The sequence below is a fragment of the SAR86 cluster bacterium genome, assembly GCA_023703575.1.
Taxonomy (GTDB): domain Bacteria; phylum Pseudomonadota; class Gammaproteobacteria; order Magnimaribacterales; family Magnimaribacteraceae; genus Magnimaribacter.
Genome location: CP097969.1, coordinates 421221 through 444803 on the forward strand (window position 1 = coordinate 421221; position 23583 = coordinate 444803).

Sequence of the window (23583 nt, forward strand, 5' to 3'; positions counted from 1 at the left end):
CCCTCCCCAAAGGATGATTAAGAAAGGGATCCAGGCCCTCTGGATCCCTTTTACCTTTTTGAGGCATTGACGAGGAAATCTACCCAAGATTCCTCTGTATTTAAGCAAGGTATGTAATTAAAAGATTCGCCACCAGCATCCAAAAAAGTCTCTCTGCCACTAATATTCATTTCTTCAAGTGTCTCAAGATTGTCTATTACGAATGCAGGACAAACAACATCTAGTTTTTTTATTCCTTGATTGACTAAATTAACTAGTTCTTTATCTGTAAACGGCTCTATCCAACCAGGACCTATACGAGACTGGAAAGAAACTCCCCACTCATGATCTTTTAAATTTAATTCGTTTACACACAACTTAGATGTTTCTAAAACTTGAGCTTTGTAACAGAAAGGTGTTGCGTCTGATTGCACATCACAACAGCTTTCAACCTTAAGACAGTGTTTTTTTGTTGGATCCGTTTTCAATAGATGGCGATTTGGAATTCCGTGATAGCTGAATAATAGAAAGTCGCTATCTTCTTGTCTGTTACTAGCTATCACAGCACTTAAACTCTTTATGTATTCTTCTTTATTGTAGAAAGTACCAATAAATTTTAAATTGAGACCTAAATTCAATTCACTTGCAATCCTTTTCACTTCATTTTCTGTAGTCAACGTAGTCGACATAGCATAATGAGGGTAGAGAGGAACAACAAAAATATCAGAGCAACCTTTATTTTTCAGCTTAAGCAAACCCTCTTCAATACTTGGATATTGGTATCTCATAGAGACTTCAACAGGAACTCCTGCCTTAGAGCTTATTTTTTCTCCTAAGTGTAAAGTGCTATTTATAAGAGGGGAGCCTTGATCTGTCCATATCTCTGAATAAGCTTCTCGAGTCTTTTTATACCTGGAAGGAACAATTATCCAATTCACAAGAATTTGCTGTAAAAATTTCGGGTAATCGATGACAAGATCATCTGATAAAAACTCTTTTAAATAATCTTTGATTGATTTAAATTCTAAGTCCTTAGGAGAGCCCAAATTTATTAAAAGAATGCCTTTCATAGAGGCAATTATAGATTAAGTTTAAATGAAGATAATCTAATTTATACATTGCAAGTATAGTAAAATGAGCAAATCTAAAATAATGTCAATTTTAAAAGATATACAGACACGAAACTCAATCCCATTTCTTGAAGAGCCTGCACCTTCAGAAGAAGAGATGATTGAAGTATATAAAGCTGCATTACGTGCTCCTGATCATGCTTGGCTTAGACCTTGGCGATATCTGGAAGTAAGAGGAGAAGGAAGACATAAACTCTCTAAGGCTTTTTTGGATGCAGCAATGAAGGATGATGATTCCTTAACTGATGAGCTAAAGCAAAAGTTAGAAAATGCTCCTTTCAGAGCCCCTATGATAATAGTTCTTGTTGCAGATGTTAAAGAACATCCTAAAGTGCCAAAAGTAGAACAATTGCTATCTTTAGGTGCTTCTGCTCAAAACATACTCCTTGCAATTGATTCATTGGGTTATGGAGCAGTCTGGAGAACAGGAAAAATGGCCTTTAACCCATATGTAGTTGAGGCTTTAAAGTTACCAGAAAACTCAGAGATAATAGGTTACCTTTACGTTGGAACACCCACTAGACAAGGTAAATCTATTCCAGAGCTAAATATCGACGATTTTTTGACAAAAATAATATAAGTCTCGTCACCCAAAAGCTGTCTAAATGTTACATAAGATAGTAAAGTGGTTTCTTACATAGATTAAATTTCACTAAAAAACAGGGGAGAAAATGAAAACAAGGAATTTTTTATTATGCCTTTCGCTTATAACTATTCCTTCAACGAGCATATTTGCTGAAGAAGAAGTATCTGTATTCGATGAAGTAGTTGTTACGGCGCGAAAGAGGGCCGAGTATTCACAAAGCGTTCCAATACCTATAAGTGCTTTGAATGAAGAGCAGCTAGAGATCAGGAACATTGTAGAGTTAACAGATATTGAAAAGTTAGCACCTAACTTAAGTATTCAAGCATCTTCTGTTAACAGTGGTGTTCTAGAGGTATACATGAGGGGAATTGGCCAGGCGAACTGGGCTATACCTCATGATCCGAAAATTGGACTTTATACAGATGGCGTATATGCAGCTAGACCTCAAGGAGGGCTAGTTGACTTGTATGATCTTCAACGAGTAGAAGTCTTAAGAGGACCTCAAGGAACACTATTTGGCAAAAATACGACAGCAGGATTGATAAACATTATCACTAATCAACCCACTCAAGAGACTGAAGGTAAAATCAGACTAGGTGCAGGATCAGATAGTCATCAATTGATTGAAGGTATGTTCAATACACCTCTAAGTGATTCATTAGCGTTTAGATTTTCATTTTTAACCAAGGAAACGGATGGTTTTATCATCAATTCTATAACTGGAAATGATAGAGGAAACGAAGATACAACATCTTTCAGGGCACAACTCAAATATGATACGGATGCTTACTCGGCAAACTTAGCATTTAGTAGATTTGACCAAGATGAAAGGGCTGCTTTAGGTTCATGTAGATTCACAGGTCCAGAGAATGGCGCTCTTTCTGGAGGATTGGGAGCTGTAGCAAATATCTTTGGGATATATGATGCATTAAAAGAAAATTGTAGGTCTACAACAAAAGATGTTTCTCTGGATACTTCTCCTAATGAGAACAATACGGCTGAAAAAGATTCTATTACCCTAACTCAAATCTTTGAAACGGAAGTTGGAACTATTGAGTCTATCAGTAATTACTCAGAGTTAGATGCATTTAACGGAACTTGGGGATGGGTAATGGGAAATGGACCTGGAGTCAACTTTTTAGAGATTCACGATGACACAATGACTCATGAACAATGGTCACAAGAACTGAGACTTTCGGGGTCCACAGAAAATATGGATTGGGTTATTGGTCTTTATGCTTTTGAAGAGGATGGTGAAGCAACCATTGATGTTCCTCTATTTAGAGGTGTAAACCCCTCACCTTTGCTCCCTCCTGCGCTTGCAGCAGTAGCATTACAAACTAAGTTACTTGGAAGTGAGACTCAAGGAAGTATCACTAATATGCAAAATCAGGCTGTATTTTTCGAGGGTACTTACGGTTTGAGCGATAAATTAGATCTGACTATAGGTGCAAGATATACAGAAGATGAAAGAGAATATACTAGAAGCTCCAAACTCTATGAGGATGCTGCTGCTATTGGAATGCCCGGAACTTTTAATCTGTTTTATGCTTGTCCAACTATGGTTACAAATGCCTTTGGCTTTGCCACATCAGACAGATGTACAAGAACGGTTGAGTACAGCGAGACAACTCCACGAGCTATCCTCAGTTATCAGCAAACCGATGATGTACTTTTCTATGCTAGTTACAGTAAAGGATATTCAAGTGGTGGCTTTAATGGTGACGTTGCTATGAGACGTTTCTTACCTGAAACATCTGACAACTATGAATTTGGAATGAAGGGAGAATTCTTTGACAACAGGTTAAGAGTGAACGCTACTGCCTTTAGTACAACTTACGAAAATCAACAGGTTACAGTTGGAAGAATTGTAAATGGTACTCCAATTGCTGATTTGGTTAACGCACAGGAAGCAACTTTAGAGGGCATGGAATTTGAAATTCTTGCTCAGTTATCTGATTCCTAATCTATATGTCTGAAGGAATAGCCGAAGTAAACAACATCAATATTTGGTGGGAAGACTTCGGCAATCCCTCTAACCCTTCCGTCCTTTTGATTATGGGTGCGAATGCAAATGCACTTTTATGGAGAGAGGATTTCATAAATCCAATTGTAAAATCAGGTTTTCACGTTGTTAGATTTGATAATCGAGATGTTGGTAAAAGCACTTGGGTTACCACTGAGCCAACCTTTAATATTGACGCTGGATCAGTTGTAGCCTCTGAAGTCTCTTATACCCTAGAGGATATGGCATCCGATGCAGTGGCACTTATGGATCATTTAAATATACAAAAAGCTCATATCATAGGTGCATCTATGGGGGGCATGATTACCCAAGTAATTGGTTTAGATTACCCGGATCGGGTTTCATCATTAACTCCTATAATGTCATCTCCAGGTATCGGACTAGAAGATTCAAATCTGCAAGGTCCCACACAAGAGATGATGGAGGCTATTATTGAATCCATGAAATTAAATATGGAAGGTGAGTATGAGGATGCTCTAGTAGTAAATTATAGAGTTTTAAGTGGTTCTAGATTTCCATTTAATGAAGAAAAATTTAGAGAACAAGCCAAGGATGTTATTGCTCATGGGCACAATCCTTTTCCAGGACATGGAGCAGCTGTAGGTCAAAGCCCTCATCGAGGAGTGAGATTATCTGAGATAGATATCCCTACATTAGTAATTCATGGAACAGAAGATGCAATACTTCCTTATGACCATGGACAGGCTCTAGCAGAAGGCATAAAAAATGCGGAATTGATGACTTTGGAAGGGGTGGGGCATGAAATACCTGAGGAACTTACAGAAGAAATCACGCAAAAGATTATTGGTCATATTAAAGGCGCATAAAAGAATTTACTTTTAAGATTTACTCTATATAATCACAGCTTATACCAACATATAATTCTTAATAATATCAAAACTCTCATAACCATGCTTCCGGTTTTAATATCGGACAAATTTGCTCACTCTATGACTCGCTTCTTTAGATTCATAGCAGACACCTTTTTTGTTGATAGATACGGGCATAGGGCTGTTGTCTTGGAGACAGTTGCAGGAGTGCCTGGAATGGTAGCTGGGGTACTAATGCATTTTAAGAGCCTCAGATCTATGAAAGTGGGTTACGGTGAATCTATCAGAGAGATGTTGGCGGAAGCTGAAAATGAAAGAATGCATCTGATGTTCTTTATTGAAATAGCGAAACCTAATTTTTTTGAGAGACTCCTTGTCTTATTAGCGCAAATGATATTCGGGTTTTTTTACTTAATAATGTATTTATTTTTCACCAGGACAGCCCATAGAATGATCGGCTATTTCGAAGATGAGGCTGTAAAGAGTTACACAGAGTATTTACAAAAGGTTGAAGATGGTGAAATTGAAAATTTCCAAGCTCCTTTGCTTGCCATTCAATATTACGGATTAGATCGTAATGCTAAACTTTCTGATCTAATAATAGCCGTAAGAAATGATGAACAAAAACATAGCAAAGTAAATCATTCTTACGCAGATAACTATTCTTAAATCTTTCCATTTTTATTACTTGTTTTTAGCTTAGAATTGCCTATTCTAAAATTTTAATTTAGGGGAATTTAATGGAAAGAAATTTTGACTACATCGTCATTGGTGCTGGGAGTGCAGGTTGTGTAATGGCTAATAGACTCTCTGAGAATGGAAAAGATTCTGTTCTTAGTATTGAAGCGGGTGGCAAAGATAGAAACTTCTTTATTCATATGCCCTCAGGCTATTCACAAATAGTACCTAAAAAAAGTAACTTAAATTATGGTTATGAGACTCAGCCTGAAACAACTACTAATAATAGAAAACTTTACTGGCCAAGAGGTAAGGTTTGGGGTGGTTCATCTTCGATAAATGCAATGGTCTATATCCGTGGTCACTCTTATGACTATGATCTATGGAGGCAGCTTGGTAATACAGGATGGTCATATGATGATGTTCTGCCGTATTTTAAAAAAGCTGAAAATTTTCAAGGTGATGGAGATGATGAGTTTCATGGATTTGATGGGCCATTGAATGTAAAAAAATCTTCCCGAACAGATGATCTTTTAATGGATGTTTTTCTAGAAGCAGGCCAAGAAGCCGGTTTCCCATTAACCGATGACTTTAATGGTAAAGAACAAGAGGGATTCTCTAGATACGAACATACCATGAAAAATACAACTTTTGGACCTAGAAGATGGAGCGCTGCAAGAGCATATCTTCATCCCGCACTCAAGAGAAAAAACCTATCAACAGAGACAAATGTACAGGTTAATAGGATTCTTTTTGAAGGAAAGAAAGCCATCGGTGTCGAGTATCTAAAAGATGGAGAGACATTCATCTGTAAATCAAATAAGGAAATCATTTTGTCTGCTGGGGCTATTAATTCTCCTCAGATACTAATGAATAGTGGAATAGGGGACCCTGAAGAATTAAAAAAACATAATATAAATATCGTTCATGAGTTAAAAGGAGTTGGAAAAAATCTTCAGGATCATTATGGAGTACTAAATTCCTTTTATGCAACTCAGCCAGTAACACTTCATAGATCAGCCGGTTTATTAAATACAGGGTTATCTGGAGTGAAATACCTTTTGTTTGGTACTGGAGATGCTGCATACCCCCCAACAAGTGCTGGTGCTTTCTTCAAATCTAGTCCTGATAAAGACATCCCAGACACTCAACTTCATTTTACTTCAATTCAGACAAAGGATCTTCATGGTCGAGAAGGTGTGGATAAAGATCATGGATTCACAGCTGTAATTTATATATGTAGACCACAAAGTAGGGGGCATATAGCACTCAAAAGCTCTGACCCAAGTGATGAGCCTCTCATGTTCCCGAATTATTTATCTGAAGAACAAGATATGATAGACACCAGAAATGCACTTAGAGAAACAAGAAGAGTTTTTTTACAAAAGGCATTTGATCCTTACAGAGGAGATCAATCTAAGCCTGGTAGTGATGTAGATGTTGACGATGATGATCAACTCGATGAGTGGATACGAAATACAGGAGAAACCCTTTATCATCCTGTAGGCACTTGCAAAATGGGTGATGACGACATGGCGGTTGTAAATAATAATTTACAGGTGCACGGCCTTGAAGGTTTGCGGGTTGTAGACGCTTCAATCATGCCTACCTTGATTGGAGGTAATACTAATGCACCTACAATCATGATTGCCGAGAAGGCAGCAGATTCCATTAGACAATAATAGACATAGCCTTAGAATAGACTGTCCCGGAGAGGTGGCTGAGTGGTTGAAAGCGCTCCCCTGCTAAGGGAGTATAGGGTAATCCCCTATCGAGGGTTCGAATCCCTCCCTCTCCGCCAGCCTATCTATGCAAAAAAAATAACATCCGCAACTTAATTCAGTTAATATTTCTGTACAACAAGGAATAATTATGAATTTAAAAAGTTTAGCTTTAACATTTTTAACAATTTTTTTAATTAACTGTTCAGGATCAGATAAAACTGAGCAAAATAAAAAAATGGCAGGAAATTTTCTTGATTTAGCATTATCAGAAAATCCAAAGTCGGCTCAACCTTTAACGCATCCAGATTTTACTTTTACTTTTATGGGAGAGACTGAAATATCGAATATTGCATTTGATAGAGAAGCTTACTTTGATGATTGGATACCCAATGTTGTTGGTGCTTTATTGCCAAATGGCATAACTTTAACTACTACAGATATGATTGGAGATGAGAGCGGTGTGGCCGTTATTATGGAAGGAGATGCCGAAGGTATAAACGGAGAATATGATAATAAGTATGTTTTTGTTTATAAATTTAAAGATGGAAAAATATTATCTATAAATGAATATAACAGTGACCTATTGGTGGCAACTAGACTGTATAAAAATAAATTAGTACCACTTGATTAGATCAATCTTTCAAAAAAAACCTTTTACCTTTTATTATTCTTTTTATTATTGGTTGCTCTGCTGAAGATAGTTCATCTAATAAATCTTCATGGAGTTTATCCGAGGGAATGGAATATCCGAAAGGTAATCAACTTTCTAGAGCCGAAGATGGTGTCATACTTGATGATGGAACTTTAATCGTTGCTGATCAAAGACATGGTTTAGCTAAAATTGATCTATCTGGAAATGTAACTCCTTTTGGTAATTTTGAAGCTTTGGAATATGCACATAATCCTCCAAAAGTTGAATCCGGGCCAAACGGCGTGCACCTGTCACCGGATAAAAAATTTGTCCTCACTGCGGATGTCTTCAACGGAAAAATTTATAAATCTTCTATTGAAAGTAACTCAACAGAAATTCTCTATTCTCATGAGTATGGAGTAAACACTGCGAGAGAAGATTCAACTGGAGCAGTTTGGTTCACTCAATCAACCGAAAATCAAAATGAGGAAAGAGTGTTTGAAGCTCTAGAGAGAGCTATTCCAGACGGTGCCTTATATCGTATTTCAAGTTTTGAAGGTGAAGTAACTCCTGAATTGATCATAGACGGACTTTATTTTGCGAACGGATTTTACATAGATGAGAGAAGTAACAAATTTTATCTCTCAGAAATGATGAAAAATAGAGTCCTCGTATTTGATTTGGATTTGTCGACAGGCTCACTTTCAAACCAAGTAATATTAGCAAGTATACCAACGCCTGATAATATGGAGCTCAATCATGATGGCAGATTATGGGTAGCGTCACTATTGTCAAACCAAATTTTGGCAATAGATTTAGAAACTGGAGACACTTCAGTTGTATTTGATGCACAGACAGAGGTAGGTCATGAAAATTTGCAAATAGGCTTACAAGATATGGAGAATGGAGAAGGTTTCGCAGATCTTCTTACTGAAGAGCTTATAGGTGACATGCCTGGGCTTCTAACAGGGATGATAATTGGAGATAATTCTCAGCCATTCTATGTAGCCAATTTAGGTTCCGCGCTAATAAAAGTCTCTAAAGAATAATATATAACCTTCTGTTGAATTTTTAAGTTCATATAGATCTACTGTAGGCTTTAATTTTATCCCAGTCACCGCTGATAATAATGGTTTTACCTTCATGTTGGAGATTTAGCCCCATCCTCGTTCCATCTGGGGAAAAACAAACCCCAGATATTTCTGTTGATCGTTTAGAAGAAACCCTGCCGAGAACATACATTTTTCCTTTAGGAGTAAATCCTATCAATTTACAAGCATTACTATCATTATCCTCACAGACTATTAAGTCACCCCAAGGAGATATAGTAATGTTGTCTCCCATCCAGAATTCATCTTTAGACTTAGATTCATAAAATAGGGTGATGTAATCATTTGCAGGGTTGTATCTCCAAATTTGTCCTAAACCAGCAAAACCTCCAGACTTGCAAGTAAAGTAAATTTCACTTTGATTAAGGTTATTAGTATCGACGATGATTCCCTCAGAGCCATTAAATGTTGTTCCACCTTTTTCCATGCCTTGAATTTTCGTTTTCTTTGAGGTTGCTTCTGGGTCCAATATAGAAACCCAAGATGTTTTAAGAGAATCACCAATTTTAATTTCCCCTTTACTATTATTGGCATTAACTAGGCCTTTTATACTTAATGCATAAAGTTTTCCCTCACCATCTAAATTATTTTTTGAATTAGGAATGAATTTATAGAAGAGTCCAGATGGATCGTCTTCAGTTTGATATACGCTTCCTTCTTTATCATTTATATCTACTGCTACAGCCTCTCTCTTAAATCTCCCCATTCTGCTCAATTTTTTATAACCTATTGAATTATTTCTTGGATCGATCTCAAATGCATAACCGTGGTTTTCTTGATAAGTCTCCTCACAAGAAATCCAAGTATTCCACGGAGTTTTACCGCCTGCGCAATTTTTTATTGTTCCGCTTAAACTTCTATAAGATTTTTCTACTTCTAGAGTTTCAGTATTCAAAATCAAAGTACTTGTTCCTCCCGAGTAAGGAATTCCATTGATAGTATCATAGGCTTTTGAAGCATCTAAGGACACATCAGGACTAGTAGTTTCATGATTTATAATTAAGGCCAATTTATTATTATCCAATTGGAAGAACTCCATACCATCTGGATCTCCTCCATAAACCAAACCATCAGACATCAAGTTACCTGTCTGCATAATTTCTTTGTAATGGAGTGGGCTAGGCAAATCAAATAAAGTATCAGGATCTTTAAGCAGTGAACCATTCCATTGATTTACATTCTCTTTTCCTCTTTTGTTATCCGCAAAAAGTGCTTTATTTCCGCTTGCATGAAAAGCCATAAGAGCTCCAGACATGACGAAGGTAACTTTAAGAAACTTTCTTCTTGAGAATGTTGATTTCATAAAAACGATAATTATATTTTGTAAGAAACAGTTTTGCTGCAACATTTATGAAAAAAAAATTTTATTTTTTAAAACTTTCTATATCATTCTTTTCCTAAATCAAAGGGATCAAGGAGGAATCAGTGAGTATTTATTCATCATCAAATCCGGTGACTATATCAACTCTTAATGAAATGAAAGTTAGAGGAGAGAAAATTGCTTGTCTCACTGCATATGATGCAACATTTTCAGCATTAGAAAGCTCTTGCGGCATAGAAGTTATTCTAGTTGGTGATTCTTTAGGAATGATTTTACAAGGTCATGACAGTACTTTACCTGTAACAATGGAAGATATTGTGTATCACCTTGATAATGTTAAAAGAACAAACCATGGCTCTATGATTATGGCTGATATGCCATTTATGAGTTATGCATCAGAAGAACAAACACTCGAGAATGCAGCAGCCTTGATGAGGGCTGGTGCAAATTGCGTCAAACTTGAAGGCACTTCGTGGATAAGTAGATCAACAGAACTTCTTGCTGAAAGAGGGATTCCAGTTTGTGCTCATATGGGTTTAACTCCTCAATCTGTAAATAGAATAGGTGGTTATATCGTACAAGGCAGAAATCCTGATAAAGCAGAAGAGTTAATAAAAGAGGCTAAATTGTTAGAAGAGTCTGGTGCAAGTATGCTTTTGTTAGAGTGTGTTCCTTCTGAATTAGCAAAAAATATAAGCGAATCTCTAAAGATCCCTGTGATAGGTATAGGAGCCGGTGTCGAAGTAGATGGTCAAATAATGGTAAATTATGATCTGCTTGGTATTACTCAAATGGAAAAGCCTCCTAAATTTGTGAAGAATTACCTGCAAGGCGCATCTTCTATTGAGGAAGCCATAAGAAGTTATGTTTCTGAAGTAAAAGAAAAAAAATTTCCTGGTATAGAACATAGTTTCAAGTAATGCTGATAATCTCCGATACTGCTGAACTTGAAGAGGCATTAAGGATATACCGAAGAAAATTCAAGCACATATCCTTAGTCCCTACGATGGGAAATCTTCATGAGGGCCATCTAAAGTTAGTAAATCAAGCAAGTGAAATTTCTGATTTCGTATGTGTTTCCATCTTTGTTAATCCTCTTCAGTTTGGACCAAAAGAGGATTACAGTGCTTATCCCAGAACTTTAGATGAAGATATTAGTAAACTAGAAAACACAAATTGTTCTCTTCTATTCCTTCCAGAGTCAAAGGATTTACTACGTAATATACGAGAATGCAAAGCCGATCCTTACTTATCCTCAATTTTATGTGGAAAAACAAGAACAAATCACTTCGATGGAGTAGTTACGATAGTCAACAGACTTTTTGAATTATTTAAACCAAAATCAACTTACTTTGGCGAAAAGGATTACCAACAATTAATGATTATTAAAGAGTTTGTTACCAGACATGATCTAAATATTAAGATTGAAGGAATATCAACTGAAAGAGAGGAGTCTGGTTTAGCAAAAAGTAGTAGGAATAAGTATTTGAGCAATGACGAAAAAGAGAAGGCAACCTTAATCTATAGAAGCTTGTGCAAAGTAAGACAATCTATCCTAGATTTATCGTCTCTAGATCAAGCTATATGTGAAGCTATCGAATTACTGGAAGAAAATAGTTTTAAAGTTGACTACTTCGAGGCAAGATCTAGAGTAAGTTTAAAGTCATCTAATGATCTTGAAGATATTATTCTTTTTTGTGCGGCTACTATCAATAATGTGAGATTAATAGATAACCTTAAGGTTTAGTTAGTGTGAAACGAATACATGAAAAAGATTTATTTGAAGTATCAGATACTCTTTATCCTCATGGAAGGCTTACTAATGCAAAAAGGTTAGAAGGAGGGTTTTCATGCGATGTCTTCATTCTGGATATCCAAACAGCTAATAAAGAAACCAAATTAGTTTTCCGATCCGAGGGCTCTTTTCCAGCTGATAACTCAATCGAAACAGAATTTAATTTACTCAAAGTACTCAATACAACCAACTTACCGGTTTCTGAAGCAATCTATTTAGACACAAGCTGCAAGATTTTACACAGACCTTTCATGATAATGTCTTACTTAGATGGATCATTAGGAACTTCTAATGAAAAAGTAATTTGCGATCATGAATTGATGGCAACCCAACTTAGAAATATCCATCAAATAGAAATTGATAAATTATCTGAGTTATCTCTTAGAGTTGATCCTCTAGATCAATTACTTTCTTTTATTCCAAAAGGAAGAGATTGGAATGAGATTAGAAACTTTATAAAAAATCTTACTATAGATGAATATAAAGGAAAGAAATGTCTTTTACATGGAGACTATTGGCCAGGGAACATACTTTGGAACAATGAAAACATAAGCGGTATTCTTGATTGGGAATATGCCGCTATTGGAGATCCGCTAGCAGACCTTGCTGTGACTTGTTTGGATGCAAGATACTCTAGTGGAGAAATAGGAATGAATTCCTTCAAACAAAAGTACCTTGGAAACGAAAAGATTGATGAATATAGATTTAATCTTTGGTTAATCTATATTGCTGCATCTACACTGCATTACATAAATAATTGGAACTTAGATAAGCAAACAAAATCTATAATGAAAAGAGAGTCAAAATTAACGATATTGGGTTCTTTTAACATTATTAAGAATCAGTCATAGGATAATCATACAACTACTAAGTTTTCCATTGAGTAATGATGTATATTCATTAAACCTATAGACTCAATAAAGAATGAAATGTTATTCTGATTTAAATTCTGGGGTCATCTTATGTGGAAATTTATTGTAGTAATTTATTTAGGCATTTTCGCTTTATCAGTTTCAAGTTCACCTATCTGTAATATCAATCAAGAACTTAATAAAGATACTGCAGCTAAATTAAGTGAATTTAGAGATCAGACCTATTCAACTTGTTTAACATGTGCTGATAATTCTTGTCAGTTGAAAAACTGGCCTGAAGAAAAAAAAGGGGATGAGACAGTGTGTAAACTTCTTTTTTGCACACCTAGTTATGTTTCCAAATTTTTTGAAAAGCCCGATAACGTTAAATCAGGCAAAACTAAAATTGAATTTTCCTACATCATTAATTCAAAGGGGAAAATTAAAGAGGTAGAAGTAAAATCTGCCAAAGGTGCTATGAATGCTAGGGAGTCTTATAAATACTTACAAAGCTTTACTTCTAAAACTCAATTTGAGCCCTTATTAGTTAATGATAAGGCAATTACATTAATTAATCTTGAAGGGGAGCATATTGCCTATACAGGAAAATATGAAGACATTGATAAAAATATGCCAGTTAATCAAGGGATTTGGAGAAATTAGATAGATTTAAATTAGATGATCGAGAAATCTAAGCTTATTCGTGAATTAGAATTAGTTTCCACGGATAAGGATTTTATGGAGCCATTTAATGTATTGATAGATTCCCTCAATGATGAGGCTAATTTAGGTTCTATCGGTCAAATAGCTGTTGAATATCAATTAAAACAACATATAAATAATCGAATACTTATCGATAAGGCTTATAGTTTAAAAAAGCATTCAGTATCAAAACCTCTCATTGTCATTGGTTTGCCTAGATCAGGAACAACATTTCTATTTAATCTTTTAAGCAAAGATCAAGATAACAGAAGCCCCTTGTTTTGGGAGATGATGAAGCCTTTTCCTTTGCTAAAAAAAGATGGCTTAAGAAAGAAGGCTAGAATATTCCAATCTGATTTAATTTTATTCTTTAAAGAAAGATTAATCCCAAATCTTGATAATCTTCACAAAATAAAATCTATTAGTCCTGAAGAATGTTTATTAATTAAGGTATTTGGTCTGCAAAGTATTTTATATTTCTATATGGCGAATGTTCCTACTTACTTAAATTATTTATCAAATTGTGATACTCGGATTAGTTATTCATGGCACTATAAATTTTTAAGTATTCTTGAGAATCAACTTAAGCCCAAGAGATGGTTGCTCAAAGACCCCAGTCACTTAGGTAATCTTAAGGAAATATTAAGCGTTTACCCTGATGCATGCTTTATTCACATTACTCGAGATCCTGTTGAAACTATTCCTTCAATTTGTAGCTTAACCGCCCAAGTAAGAAAAGGGTTCTCGAAAGATTTGGATAGAAAACGCTTAGGTCAAGACACACTTAATTTTTGGGCAAAATCAAATGACAAAAATGAGGCCCAAAGATCTGATTTATCCTCAAATCAATATATGCAAGTTCAATACGATGATTTATTAGATGATCCAATTAATTTAATAAAAGACATATACAGGAATTTTTCTATTTCGTTGGATGATCAAACTCTGTCTCTTATGAATGCTTACATCGGGGAAGATTCTAATGATGCGAAAGCTGAACACAAATATTCTCTAGAAGATTATGGACTTGAAAGGAGAGAAGTACATAATAAGCTGGATTATTCTTAATTTATTACTTAAATATGAAAATTCTTGTTATGGGATTACCCGGGAGTGGTAAAACCTATTTGTCTGAAAGACTTCAGCCATTGTTAGAGTCTGCGTGGTTTAATGCTGATAAAGTTAGGTCTATGGCAGGTGATTGGGATTTTAGTGAGGAAGGTAGATTAAGGCAAAGTTTAAGAATGAAATCAATCGCTGATTTCGAATCACATCATAATAGGATTGTAATTTGTGACTTCGTCTGCCCAACTGAGGAAACTAGGAAGATATTTGATGCAGACGTAACTATTTGGCTCGATACCATCGTAGAAGGTCGTTTTGAAGACACAAATGCGTTATTTGAACCACCTTCTTCAGTTGATTTTCATATCACCGAATGGAATGATCACAATCATGAAGACATAGCAAAACAAATTAAAAAAAATGTTTGATTGGAAAAAACCTACAGTTCAAATGCTCGGCAGATGGCAACCTTGGCATACTGGACATCAAGAATTATTTAAAAGAGCAATAAAAAAAACTGGTCAAGTTATCATACAAGTCCGGGATGTACATGGTGCTTCAGGTGGTGATGGCCAAGATGATAACCCCTTTGATTGGGATGAAGTTTGTCGAAATATTTCTGATGGACTCCTTGAAGACGGATATCAAAGAGGAATTCACTATGAAATTATGATTGTTCCTAACATCGTGAATATCACTTATGGAAGGGGAGTTGGATATGTCTTTGAAGAGGAAACTTTTGACGAATCGGTAACTAGAATCAGTGCAACTAAGATAAGAAAAAAAATGAGAGAAGAAGGAGATCTGGATTAAAGCATGAAAATTTGCATAAGTGAGTTTACCTATAATTCTTTTGAAGAACTGCTAGAAAATAACTTCAAAAATGATGAGTTCATTCTTATAGATTCAGAGGCAAATATAATCTCAGGAGAGGGTAAGCCAGATATTGCTTTGGTCTCTTACGAACTTATGTTCAAGGCTTTGAAGTCAGAAAGTTTTTTTGAAAAATATCTCGCTTTGATTGATGAGTGTTCTTTTGTTCAAGGATCATGGGCTGGCACCGAATCTCCTCAAGCACAAGCCTTGATCTCTCATGCTAAAATTTTTTCTCACGGAGGCGGTCTTCATGCTATTCCAATAGCGACTTATGTTTTTGCACAGATTTTAAGATCAATAAAGTCTATAGATGCTCATATTGAACTTCAAAGAGAAAAGAGTTGGAAGCAAATGATGTCTGTCGGAGAGCTTACGGATATGACAATAGGAATTACTGGATTTGGTGGTATAGGACAAGAAGTGGCAAGACTAGCTAAGGCTTTTCGTATGAATGTATTCGCTACGAAGAGAACACCTGTTGTGTCAGATAATCTTGACAGGCTGTTTAAACCAAGTGAACTAGATGAAATGCTTCCTCTTTGTGATTTCGTAGTAAATTGTCTTCCATCAAGCGACGAGACCTATAAAGTTTTTTCAAAGTCTCGATTTGACTTAATGAAAACTTCCTCGATGTTCATAAATGTTGGTAGAGGGGAATCAGTAGATGAAGTTAGCCTTGCTGAAGCTCTTAAAGAAAAAATGATACTGTGTGCTGCTATTGATACAACCGATCCAGAACCTCTCGATTCTGATTCACCTTTGTGGACTCTAGAAAATTGTTTCATTACCCCTCACGATTCAGCATGGGGTCCAAGGGCACCTTTGAGAGCAGTTGAGCTGTTTATTGATAATTACAGACGTTTGAAAGAGGGAAAAAAATTACTCAATCAAGTATAAAAAAGGCCGCTAACGCGGCCTTTTTAGTTAGATAAGATTTAGCCTGTAAAGCCCACAACCGCTTTAACTTCCAAGAATTCTTCGAATCCAAATATACCCCATTCTCTTCCATTTCCAGACTGTTTATACCCACCAAAAGGAGTTGTGAAATCTGCACCAGCTCCGTTAATGGCTATACTTCCAGCTCTTATTCTGTTCGCAACTTTTTTAGCATGCTCTACATCTCCAGATGATACATAACCGTAAAGGCCATACTCTGTATCATTAGCGATTTCAATTGCTTCTTCTTCATCTTTGTAAGGAAGAATTGAAAGAACGGGTCCGAATATCTCTTCCCTTGCAATTGTCATGTCGTTATTTACATTTGCAAATACTGTCGGTCTAACAAAGTATCCTGCATTTAGACCTTCAGGTTTTCCTGGTCCGCCCGCTACTAGTTCAGCTCCCTCTTCAATACCTTTCTCAATCAGACCCTGAATTTTATTGAATTGAACATCACTTACTACTGGTCCGATACCTGTATCTTCTGCAAAAGGATCACCCACTTTTGTAGCCTCAGCTGTTTTCTTCGCTATTTCTTTTGCCTCTTCATGCCTTGATTCTGGAACCAACATTCTGGTTGGAGCATTACAAGACTGGCCGCTATTATTGAAACAATGTTTTGCTCCACCTGATATAGCTGATTCAAAGTCTGCATCATCTAATATTATATTCGCAGATTTTCCTCCTAATTCTTGAGCTACTCTCTTAACAGTGTCCGCAGCACCTTTGGCAACGGCAATACCTGCTCTTGTTGAACCAGTAAAAGACATCATATCAATACCCGGATGAGAAGACATAGCTTCACCAACTGTAGGACCATCACCATTTACAAGATTGAAAACTCCTGCGGGTACACCAGCTTCATGAAGTATCTCAGCAAAGATCATTGCATTTAAAGGAGCCATTTCAGTTGGTTTCAGAACCATCGTACATCCTGCAGCTAGTGCAGGCGCTACTTTGCAGGAGATCTGATTAATGGGCCAGTTCCATGGAGTAATCATACCTACAACACCTATAGGTTCGCGTCTTAAGACTGTTTTACCTCTTGTTTCTTCCCACTCAAAGTTTTGTAAGACTTCTATTGCTTGTGCAAAATGGCCAAGGCCTGTTGCGGCTTGAGCTGCCTTTGACAAAGATAATGGAGCTCCCATTTCTGAAGAAATAGTTTCAGCTATTTCGTCATACCTAGATTGATAGACCTCAACAATCTTGCCAAGTATGGCTAATCTTTCTTCGACTGTGGTTTGGCTAAAGCTATCAAAAGCTTTGGAGGCTGCTTTGACAGCGTTATCTACGTCAGCCGAAGTCCCCATAGCAATTTGTCCTATTACTTCTTCATTAGAAGGATTTAAAACATCAAACATGTTTTTTCCTTCCACAGGATCAACCCATTCTCCGTTTATATAAAATTGTTCATAAGTTTTCATTATTACTCTCCGTATATTTGTACTGTAAGTATATATTAGGATTAGACAAAGTTAAGTTAAATTTACTTTGTTTACCTGCTCATTAGACTGGCTTTCAGTTGACTTTGAATTCTTTCAGCCCATAAAGAAATATATTTTCTTGTCTCCCTTGGATCTATTATTTCATGAACTGAAAAAGCTTCCGCCCTAGGAAAAGGATTTTGATTTTTAGCCATTTTTTCTTCTAGCTCTTTTCTTTTTGCTTCAGGATCTTCCGCCTCAGAAATTTCCTTTTTAAAAGCTACAGCTACTCCGCCTTCTAGTGGAAGCGGTCCAGACTCGGCAGAAGGCCAAGCGAGAACATAACCATCTGGACCATAATGGGCTGCAGCAGCTACCCCGAATGATTTTCTAATCATTACCGTAGTCCATGGAACAGTAGATTCTGTAGTTGCTAATACTGCTTCAGTGCCATGTAAAATTGTTCCAGCCTTTTCTGCATCTGGTCCAATTAAGAATCCTGGTTCGTCTACTAAGCTTACAATTGGAATATTAAAAGTGTCACATAATCGTATAAATCTCGTGGTTTTTTGAGCACCCTCTGCGGACATGGACCCAGCATAAAAATTTGAATCATTAGCAAAAATCGCAACTGCATACCCATTAATCCTTGCAAAGCCCGTAATTATGCCTCGTCCATAATATCTAGTCATTTCAAAGAAAGATCCCTTATCAAATATAAAATTGACAATGTCTCTCATTTCATAGGATCTTTTTCTATCTTTTGGAATAATTGATAGTAAATCTTCTTCCATTCTTTCTATAGGATCGTCACAATCTATTTTTTCAGTAATTTCATATTTATTTTGAGGAAAGTAAGAAAGGAACTTCTTGATTTGTAAGAATGCATCTTCTTCTGTGGAGGCAACATTATCTGTCACGCCATTTACCTTGTGGATTTCTGAACCACCTAACTCTTCCTTAGACATCTTTTTCCCAAAAGCTCTTTCCACAACCGCAGGACCTGCAACAAGTATTTGAGCCGTTTCTTTTGTCATTACTCTAAAGTGTGAACCAACAAATCTAGCAGCAGGCATACCTGCAACAGGACCTAACGCTGCTGATGCTACTGGAATTTCTTTCAAAGTATCCGCAATAGATTTAAACCTAGACTTAGAAAAGACGGGATCACCTCCATAGCCTCCAGATTTTTTTCCAGGACCAGCAACAGATCCGCCACCACCTTCATGAAGCCTGATAAGTGGGATTTTGTACTTAAGGGCAAGCTCCTCTGTATAAACACTTTTTCTTAGACCTGCTGAATTAGGTGATCCACCTTTGACCGTAAAGTCTTCTCCACCAACTACTACTTGTTTATTATTAATTTTCCCAAAACCTAGGATAAAATTTGCAGGTGTTAAAGATTCCAACTTACCTTCATCATTAAGTTCTGACCCGCCTGCGATTTCACCTTGTTCTTGAAAAGAGTTAGGATCTAACAAAAGCTCTATTCTTTCTCTTAAAGTTAGCCTTCCTTTTGCATGTTGAAGCTTAATAGCATCCTTTCCACCTTGTGCTTTAGCAAGTTTTCTTCTTTTTTTAATTTCTGTTGTTTCTTTTTTCCAACTCATAATTCTAGTGCCCCGTACAGGATTTGAACCTATGGCCTCTGGATTAGGAATCCAGCGCTCTATCCGACTGAGCTAACGGGGCATTTTAAAGACATTTTAGCAATTTAGTCTTGATTTTAAATTCTCTTTGATTATTATTCATTGAGCACCGATTTGAACCAGATTGCGGGTGCTTTATAAATACTGCTAAATAGGATACTTGAAGACAAACCTGTTTAGCGAAAGCTGGCAGGTTTTTTTTTGGAGAAAATAAGATGAGTAACGAAGGTAAAAATTTAGAAACAATAGCACTGCATGCAGGCTGGAGAGCAGATGCGACTACAGGATCAGTAGCTGTTCCCATACACCAAACAACTAGCTATCAGTTTGAAAGTACTGAAAAGGCTGCAGATCTATTCGCTTTAGCGGAATTAGGTAATATTTATACAAGAATAATGAATCCTACTACAGCTGTTCTCGAAGAGAGGATGGCAGCTCTTGATGGAGGTGCAGCTGGTTTAGCGGTTTCATCAGGACAAACCGCCTCGGCTTATTCCATTCAGAACCTAGCCAGAGCTGGAGATAATATTGTTGCCTCTTCTCATTTATATGGAGGTACTTACAACCAGTTCAAAAACAATCTATCCGAAATGGGTATTGAAGTTAGATTCGTTGATCCAACAGATCCTTTGATGTTTATCAAGGCTTCAGACACCAAAACACGAGCTTTTTTTGGAGAAACCCTACCTAATCCAAAGCTACAAGTTTTTCCTATTAAAGAAGTTGCAGATCTTGGAAGAAAAAATGGAATTCCTCTAATAGTCGATAATACTGCCGCTCCAATATTTTGTAGGCCCTTTGATCATGGGGCGGCAATAACTACCTACTCGACTACAAAATATATTGGAGGTCACGGAACTTCAATAGGAGGTTTAATAATAGATGGCGGAAATTTTGATTGGACCGAAGCTGGTCCAGAACGACAACCAACTCTTAATACACCTGATCCTTGCTATAACGGAGTAGTTTGGACTGAAGCTACTAAAGAAATGGGGCCGATAGCCTATATTATGAAAGCTAGAACTACCTTGCTTAGAGATTTAGGCGGAGCAATGAGTCCATTTAATGCCTGGTCATTCATTCAGGGTCTTGAAACTTTACCTTTAAGGATGAGAGAGCACGGCAAGAATGCCCTTCAAGTTGCTCAATATCTTGAGGATAATAGTCTTGTTTCTTCAGTAACTTATCCTGGAATTTCAGAAGGCATTAGTAAAGAGAGGGCAGATTCATATTTAACAGGCGGCTATGGTGCTTTAATAGGTTTTGAGTTACCTGGAGGAGTCGAAGCAGGAAGGAAATTTATTGATTCTTTAGAGCTTCTTTACCATGTTGCAAATATTGGAGACTCCAGATCACTGGCAATTCATCCAGCCTCTACAACGCACAGTCAATTAACACCAAAAGAACAATTATCTGCTGGCGTAACACCTGGATATGTAAGACTATCAGTTGGTATAGAAAATGTAGAAGATATTATTAACGATATTGATCAAGCCATTAAAGCGGCAAGTTAGTTTATCAAGGAAATTTACCTAAAGCTTGGTTGGATTTTCTATACCAGGATAAACTTCCTCTGGATCGAATACTTTTTCGGACTCGGTGAAATTTAGAATAACTTCATCATTTTCTATTGAATCGACTGATCGATAAAAGCATGATTTATAACCAACATGACAGCTTGCCCCTAAGCCTCCTATGGTTACTTTCAGCCAGATGGAATCTTGATCATCATCTATAAGTATTTCATCTATTTTATGGACCATTCCACTAGATTCACCTTTTTTCCATAAAGCTTTTCGACTCCTGCTCCAGTAGTGTGCTTCTTTAGTAAGAATTGTTTTATCTAAAGCTTCTTTATTCATGTAACCATGCATTAACACCAAACCTGATTTAGTTTCAGTAACAACAACAGGGATGACGTCCTCTGCATTAAACTTGGGTGCAAGAATGTTCCCTTCTTCTACAAATTCAACAGATGATCGTTGGGCAAATTTTATTTTATTCACAATTTTTCCTATTAAGAAGTTTCATTTTAACAGAACATAATTGTCCCAAGCCATTAGCATCTAAAATTCAGTTTAAAGGAGTTTTTTGTTAAAATAGATTTATCAATGCTTCCTAATTTAAAAGTAGAGAACCTGTCTTGTGTTCGATCAGAAAAGGCTATATTCAAAAATTTAAACTTTGAAGTTCTGCCTGGTCAAAATATAGAAATTGTTGGTTCTAATGGTTCTGGAAAGACTACATTACTAAGAACACTATTAGGTTTAATTGACAAAGAGGAAGGGACTATTAATTGGCTGGATGAAGATAATAATTTCAAGGAATATCGATCTTTTGACTGTTTCTATCAAGGACACCAAATGGGCATAAAAAACTTGCTTACGGTTTTTGAAAACTTGAAGTTAACTCACAACGCAAAAGGGATGAGCGAAAAGGATATAAATAAGTGCCTTGAGAGGGTAGGTCTGTATAAGATAAATGAGATGGCATCAGATCTATCCGTAGGACAAAGAAAGCGAATTTCAATTGCAAGATGGCTGCTCAAAGATTTTAAAATTTATTTTATAGATGAACCTTTTACTGCTTTAGATGATCCTGCCTCTGATCTAATTAAAGAAATAATTAATGAACTTAATCAAAAGGGCAGCTCATTTGTTATAACAGGGCACAGATCCTCAAACATTAATGCAACCCTTGTTGAGATTTGATATGAATAGTTCAGTATTGGATTGGTTAGGTCTTTTATTAAAAAGGGATTTAATTATTGCTTTTAGAAGGTCCTCAACATATATAACGCCTTTAGTCTTTTTTTTAATTGTTATCACTTTTTTTCCTTTAGCACTGGGACCTCAAGAAAGTTTATTAAGCTCTTTGGCTCCTGGAGTAATTTGGATTGCCGCTTTACTAGCTTCATTGCTTGCGGTAGAAAGTATATTTAGTGAAGACTTTAGAGATGGTTCTCTTGATGATTTCTTTATTTCTTTAGAACCTTCTTTTGTCTTAGTATTTGCAAAAGTAATGATCCATTGGCTAATTACCGGGCTTCCGATTCTCCTTGCCTCTTCTCTTGCAGCAATTATTTTATATCTTCCTTTAGAAAGTTTTGTTCCTATGATTATAAGCCTTCTTCTTGGAACGTCTTTTATGAGTTTGCTAGGTGCTCTTGGTGCTGCTTTATCTTTAGGAAAATCAGCTATTTTAAGTGCAATTATAGTTTTACCTTTTTCTATACCAACATTATTAATGGGTACTTCTGTAATAACTTTTTCGCTCAATAATCAAGATTATTCAGGTTTTCTTATGTTAATGGGCGCCATGCTTGCAATAGGTATTCCATTACTATGTTTGTTAACTGTAGAAGCCTTGCTGTTGAATTATGACTAGGATTTGGAAAGTTACTAAAAGGTGGTTTATTGAAATGGGATCACCTCCTTTATTTTATCGATGGTCTTCAAAGATCATTTCTTGGTTAGGGATTTTAGCCATAATTTTTTTATCAGTAGGACTTTTTTGGGGATTACTAATTGCTCCAACTGACTATAAGCAAGGTGATGTTTATAGAATTTTATATGTTCACGTCCCTTCAGCGATACTTGGTCAGTCAATTTTTATGTTTATGGCAGCTTGTGGTCTTATTAATGTTGTCTGGAGAGCAAAGATATCAGGAATGATGTTGAAATCTGCTGCGCCAATAGGAATGAGCTTTACTCTCATAGCTCTAGTAACAGGTTCTGTGTGGGGTAAACCAACTTGGGGAACTTGGTGGGTATGGGATGCACGTCTCACTTCAACTCTTATATTATTATTTATTTATGCTGCATTAATGGGTCTGTATTCATCAATTGAAGATAAAACCAAAGCTGATAGGGCAGTCTCTATCTTGTCGATTGTAGGTTTGGCGATTATACCCGTGATTAAAAAATCAGTAGATTGGTGGCAAACACTTCATCAGCCATCTACTTTTACATTGACTTCTTCTCCCTCAATGTCTCCTGAAATGTATCAACCTCTTTTATTGTGTGTTATTGGATTTTATTTAATTTTCGCATTTGCATTAACTTTAAATCTAAGGAATGAAGTCATTGACAGAGAAAGATCAAAGAATTGGGTCAAGCAAATATTTGTAAACTAGGAAATGTTAGAAAATTTTAGTGATTTACTTTATATGGATGGCAATGGCCTTTTTGTATGGTTCTGTATGGCTTTTGTTATTCTTATTCTCAGTCTAAACATCCTTTATGCCATTAAGAGGAAAAGAAAAC

The 23583-nt window shown here is 36.3% G+C and carries 24 protein-coding genes and 2 tRNA genes; 20 read left to right on the top strand and 6 right to left on the bottom strand.

The window, feature by feature from the left end; translation table 11 throughout:
- Positions 1–50: 50 nt before the first annotated feature.
- Positions 51–1049: a ferrochelatase gene (gene hemH / locus M9C83_02120; protein URQ67017.1), complete on the bottom strand. Its 999-nt coding sequence runs from the start codon at positions 1047–1049 to the stop codon at positions 51–53.
- A 64-nt stretch (positions 1050–1113) separates the two neighbouring features.
- On the opposite strand from hemH, the gene M9C83_02125 reads away from it, so the two are divergent.
- The 8 genes from M9C83_02125 to M9C83_02160 all read left to right on the top strand — a co-directional run bounded on the left by M9C83_02125 (position 1114) and on the right by M9C83_02160 (position 8633).
- Positions 1114–1689, top strand: coding sequence for a nitroreductase (locus tag M9C83_02125; GenBank protein URQ67018.1), 576 nt, complete (start codon positions 1114–1116; stop codon positions 1687–1689).
- A 91-nt stretch (positions 1690–1780) separates the two neighbouring features.
- Complete coding sequence (locus M9C83_02130) at positions 1781–3661, top strand: TonB-dependent receptor (protein ID URQ67019.1); 1881 nt, start codon at positions 1781–1783, stop codon at positions 3659–3661.
- 5 nt (positions 3662–3666) lie between these two features.
- The gene (locus M9C83_02135) at positions 3667–4548 is read left to right on the top strand and encodes an alpha/beta fold hydrolase (GenBank protein ID URQ67020.1); all 882 of its coding nucleotides are present in this window, start codon (positions 3667–3669) and stop codon (positions 4546–4548) included.
- Between the two features lie 123 nt (positions 4549–4671).
- Positions 4672–5220 carry an alternative oxidase gene (locus M9C83_02140; protein ID URQ67021.1) on the top strand — a complete coding sequence of 183 codons (549 nt, stop codon included), beginning with the start codon at positions 4672–4674 and terminating at the stop codon, positions 5218–5220.
- A 71-nt stretch (positions 5221–5291) separates the two neighbouring features.
- Positions 5292–6911 (top strand): choline dehydrogenase, encoded by a 1620-nt coding sequence (locus tag M9C83_02145; protein URQ67022.1) that lies wholly within the window; start codon positions 5292–5294, stop codon positions 6909–6911.
- Between the two features lie 28 nt (positions 6912–6939).
- A tRNA-Ser gene (locus M9C83_02150) sits at positions 6940–7030 on the top strand.
- Between the two features lie 71 nt (positions 7031–7101).
- Positions 7102–7584 (top strand): hypothetical protein, encoded by a 483-nt coding sequence (locus M9C83_02155; protein URQ67023.1) that lies wholly within the window; start codon positions 7102–7104, stop codon positions 7582–7584.
- 107 nt (positions 7585–7691) lie between these two features.
- A complete protein-coding gene (locus M9C83_02160; protein URQ67024.1) occupies positions 7692–8633 on the top strand; it encodes an SMP-30/gluconolactonase/LRE family protein in 942 nt (313 codons plus the stop codon).
- A 28-nt stretch (positions 8634–8661) separates the two neighbouring features.
- Here the strand turns inward: M9C83_02160 and M9C83_02165 are convergent, their stop codons facing one another.
- The gene (locus M9C83_02165; GenBank protein URQ67025.1) at positions 8662–9996 is read right to left on the bottom strand and encodes a PhoX family protein; all 1335 of its coding nucleotides are present in this window, start codon (positions 9994–9996) and stop codon (positions 8662–8664) included.
- Between the two features lie 173 nt (positions 9997–10169).
- On the opposite strand from M9C83_02165, the gene panB reads away from it, so the two are divergent.
- The 8 genes from panB to M9C83_02205 all read left to right on the top strand — a co-directional run bounded on the left by panB (position 10170) and on the right by M9C83_02205 (position 16200).
- Positions 10170–10934, top strand: a complete 765-nt coding sequence (gene panB / locus M9C83_02170; GenBank protein URQ67385.1) for a 3-methyl-2-oxobutanoate hydroxymethyltransferase — start codon at positions 10170–10172, stop codon at positions 10932–10934.
- Positions 10934–11761 carry a pantoate--beta-alanine ligase gene (gene panC / locus M9C83_02175; GenBank protein ID URQ67026.1) on the top strand — a complete coding sequence of 276 codons (828 nt, stop codon included), beginning with the start codon at positions 10934–10936 and terminating at the stop codon, positions 11759–11761. Before panB ends, panC begins: the two co-directional genes overlap by 1 nt.
- Positions 11762–11766: 5 nt before the next feature.
- Positions 11767–12660, top strand: a complete 894-nt coding sequence (locus tag M9C83_02180; protein URQ67027.1) for a phosphotransferase — start codon at positions 11767–11769, stop codon at positions 12658–12660.
- Positions 12661–12771: 111 nt separating this feature from the next.
- Positions 12772–13323 (top strand): hypothetical protein, encoded by a 552-nt coding sequence (locus M9C83_02185; protein URQ67028.1) that lies wholly within the window; start codon positions 12772–12774, stop codon positions 13321–13323.
- 15 nt (positions 13324–13338) lie between these two features.
- Positions 13339–14430, top strand: coding sequence for a sulfotransferase (locus M9C83_02190; GenBank protein URQ67029.1), 1092 nt, complete (start codon positions 13339–13341; stop codon positions 14428–14430).
- Positions 14431–14444: 14 nt separating this feature from the next.
- Positions 14445–14855: an adenylyl-sulfate kinase gene (locus M9C83_02195; GenBank protein ID URQ67030.1), complete on the top strand. Its 411-nt coding sequence runs from the start codon at positions 14445–14447 to the stop codon at positions 14853–14855.
- Positions 14848–15240, top strand: a complete 393-nt coding sequence (locus M9C83_02200) for a cytidyltransferase (GenBank protein URQ67031.1) — start codon at positions 14848–14850, stop codon at positions 15238–15240. Before M9C83_02195 ends, M9C83_02200 begins: the two co-directional genes overlap by 8 nt.
- Positions 15241–15243: 3 nt before the next feature.
- The gene (locus M9C83_02205) at positions 15244–16200 is read left to right on the top strand and encodes a D-2-hydroxyacid dehydrogenase (protein URQ67032.1); all 957 of its coding nucleotides are present in this window, start codon (positions 15244–15246) and stop codon (positions 16198–16200) included.
- A 38-nt stretch (positions 16201–16238) separates the two neighbouring features.
- Here the strand turns inward: M9C83_02205 and M9C83_02210 are convergent, their stop codons facing one another.
- The 3 genes from M9C83_02210 to M9C83_02220 all read right to left on the bottom strand — a co-directional run bounded on the left by M9C83_02210 (position 16239) and on the right by M9C83_02220 (position 19361).
- A complete protein-coding gene (locus tag M9C83_02210) occupies positions 16239–17669 on the bottom strand; it encodes an aldehyde dehydrogenase family protein (protein ID URQ67033.1) in 1431 nt (476 codons plus the stop codon).
- Between the two features lie 71 nt (positions 17670–17740).
- Positions 17741–19279, bottom strand: a complete 1539-nt coding sequence (locus tag M9C83_02215; GenBank protein ID URQ67034.1) for a propionyl-CoA carboxylase — start codon at positions 19277–19279, stop codon at positions 17741–17743.
- Between the two features lie 8 nt (positions 19280–19287).
- Positions 19288–19361 (bottom strand) — tRNA-Arg (locus M9C83_02220).
- Positions 19362–19533: 172 nt separating this feature from the next.
- Here M9C83_02220 and M9C83_02225 point away from each other — a divergent pair.
- Complete coding sequence (locus M9C83_02225) at positions 19534–20832, top strand: PLP-dependent transferase (GenBank protein URQ67035.1); 1299 nt, start codon at positions 19534–19536, stop codon at positions 20830–20832.
- An 18-nt stretch (positions 20833–20850) separates the two neighbouring features.
- Here the strand turns inward: M9C83_02225 and hisI are convergent, their stop codons facing one another.
- Entirely contained in the window at positions 20851–21324 is a 474-nt protein-coding gene (gene hisI, locus M9C83_02230) for a phosphoribosyl-AMP cyclohydrolase (GenBank protein ID URQ67036.1), read from the bottom strand.
- 105 nt (positions 21325–21429) lie between these two features.
- Here hisI and ccmA point away from each other — a divergent pair, with 105 nt between their 5' ends.
- Genes ccmA through ccmC form a run of 3 tightly spaced genes read left to right on the top strand, consistent with a single transcriptional unit; the run spans position 21430 to position 23453 of the window.
- On the top strand, positions 21430–22029 hold the full coding sequence (gene ccmA / locus M9C83_02235; protein ID URQ67037.1) for a heme ABC exporter ATP-binding protein CcmA: 600 nt from the start codon (positions 21430–21432) through the stop codon (positions 22027–22029).
- Position 22030: 1 nt separating this feature from the next.
- A complete protein-coding gene (gene ccmB, locus M9C83_02240; GenBank protein ID URQ67038.1) occupies positions 22031–22705 on the top strand; it encodes a heme exporter protein CcmB in 675 nt (224 codons plus the stop codon).
- Complete coding sequence (gene ccmC / locus M9C83_02245; protein URQ67039.1) at positions 22698–23453, top strand: heme ABC transporter permease CcmC; 756 nt, start codon at positions 22698–22700, stop codon at positions 23451–23453. The genes ccmB and ccmC overlap by 8 nt, the downstream gene beginning before the upstream one ends.
- Positions 23454–23583: the final 130 nt, after the last annotated feature.

Coding starts and splice junctions, on each gene's coding strand:
- ccmB (URQ67038.1), top strand. CDS start 22,031: ATGAATAGTTCAGTATTGGATTGGTTAGGTCTTTTATTAAAAAGGGAT.
- panC (URQ67026.1), top strand. CDS start 10,934: ATGCTGATAATCTCCGATACTGCTGAACTTGAAGAGGCATTAAGGATA.
- panB (URQ67385.1), top strand. CDS start 10,170: ATGAAAGTTAGAGGAGAGAAAATTGCTTGTCTCACTGCATATGATGCA.
- M9C83_02215 (URQ67034.1), bottom strand. CDS start 19,279: ATGAGTTGGAAAAAAGAAACAACAGAAATTAAAAAAAGAAGAAAACTT.
- M9C83_02140 (URQ67021.1), top strand. CDS start 4,672: ATGACTCGCTTCTTTAGATTCATAGCAGACACCTTTTTTGTTGATAGA.
- M9C83_02225 (URQ67035.1), top strand. CDS start 19,534: ATGAGTAACGAAGGTAAAAATTTAGAAACAATAGCACTGCATGCAGGC.
- M9C83_02200 (URQ67031.1), top strand. CDS start 14,848: ATGTTTGATTGGAAAAAACCTACAGTTCAAATGCTCGGCAGATGGCAA.
- M9C83_02210 (URQ67033.1), bottom strand. CDS start 17,669: ATGAAAACTTATGAACAATTTTATATAAACGGAGAATGGGTTGATCCT.
- M9C83_02145 (URQ67022.1), top strand. CDS start 5,292: ATGGAAAGAAATTTTGACTACATCGTCATTGGTGCTGGGAGTGCAGGT.
- M9C83_02185 (URQ67028.1), top strand. CDS start 12,772: ATGTGGAAATTTATTGTAGTAATTTATTTAGGCATTTTCGCTTTATCA.
- M9C83_02135 (URQ67020.1), top strand. CDS start 3,667: ATGTCTGAAGGAATAGCCGAAGTAAACAACATCAATATTTGGTGGGAA.
- M9C83_02130 (URQ67019.1), top strand. CDS start 1,781: ATGAAAACAAGGAATTTTTTATTATGCCTTTCGCTTATAACTATTCCT.
- ccmA (URQ67037.1), top strand. CDS start 21,430: ATGCTTCCTAATTTAAAAGTAGAGAACCTGTCTTGTGTTCGATCAGAA.
- M9C83_02190 (URQ67029.1), top strand. CDS start 13,339: ATGATCGAGAAATCTAAGCTTATTCGTGAATTAGAATTAGTTTCCACG.
- hemH (URQ67017.1), bottom strand. CDS start 1,049: ATGAAAGGCATTCTTTTAATAAATTTGGGCTCTCCTAAGGACTTAGAA.
- M9C83_02165 (URQ67025.1), bottom strand. CDS start 9,996: ATGAAATCAACATTCTCAAGAAGAAAGTTTCTTAAAGTTACCTTCGTC.
- M9C83_02155 (URQ67023.1), top strand. CDS start 7,102: ATGAATTTAAAAAGTTTAGCTTTAACATTTTTAACAATTTTTTTAATT.
- ccmC (URQ67039.1), top strand. CDS start 22,698: ATGACTAGGATTTGGAAAGTTACTAAAAGGTGGTTTATTGAAATGGGA.
- M9C83_02160 (URQ67024.1), top strand. CDS start 7,692: ATGGAATATCCGAAAGGTAATCAACTTTCTAGAGCCGAAGATGGTGTC.
- M9C83_02125 (URQ67018.1), top strand. CDS start 1,114: ATGAGCAAATCTAAAATAATGTCAATTTTAAAAGATATACAGACACGA.
- M9C83_02205 (URQ67032.1), top strand. CDS start 15,244: ATGAAAATTTGCATAAGTGAGTTTACCTATAATTCTTTTGAAGAACTG.
- M9C83_02195 (URQ67030.1), top strand. CDS start 14,445: ATGAAAATTCTTGTTATGGGATTACCCGGGAGTGGTAAAACCTATTTG.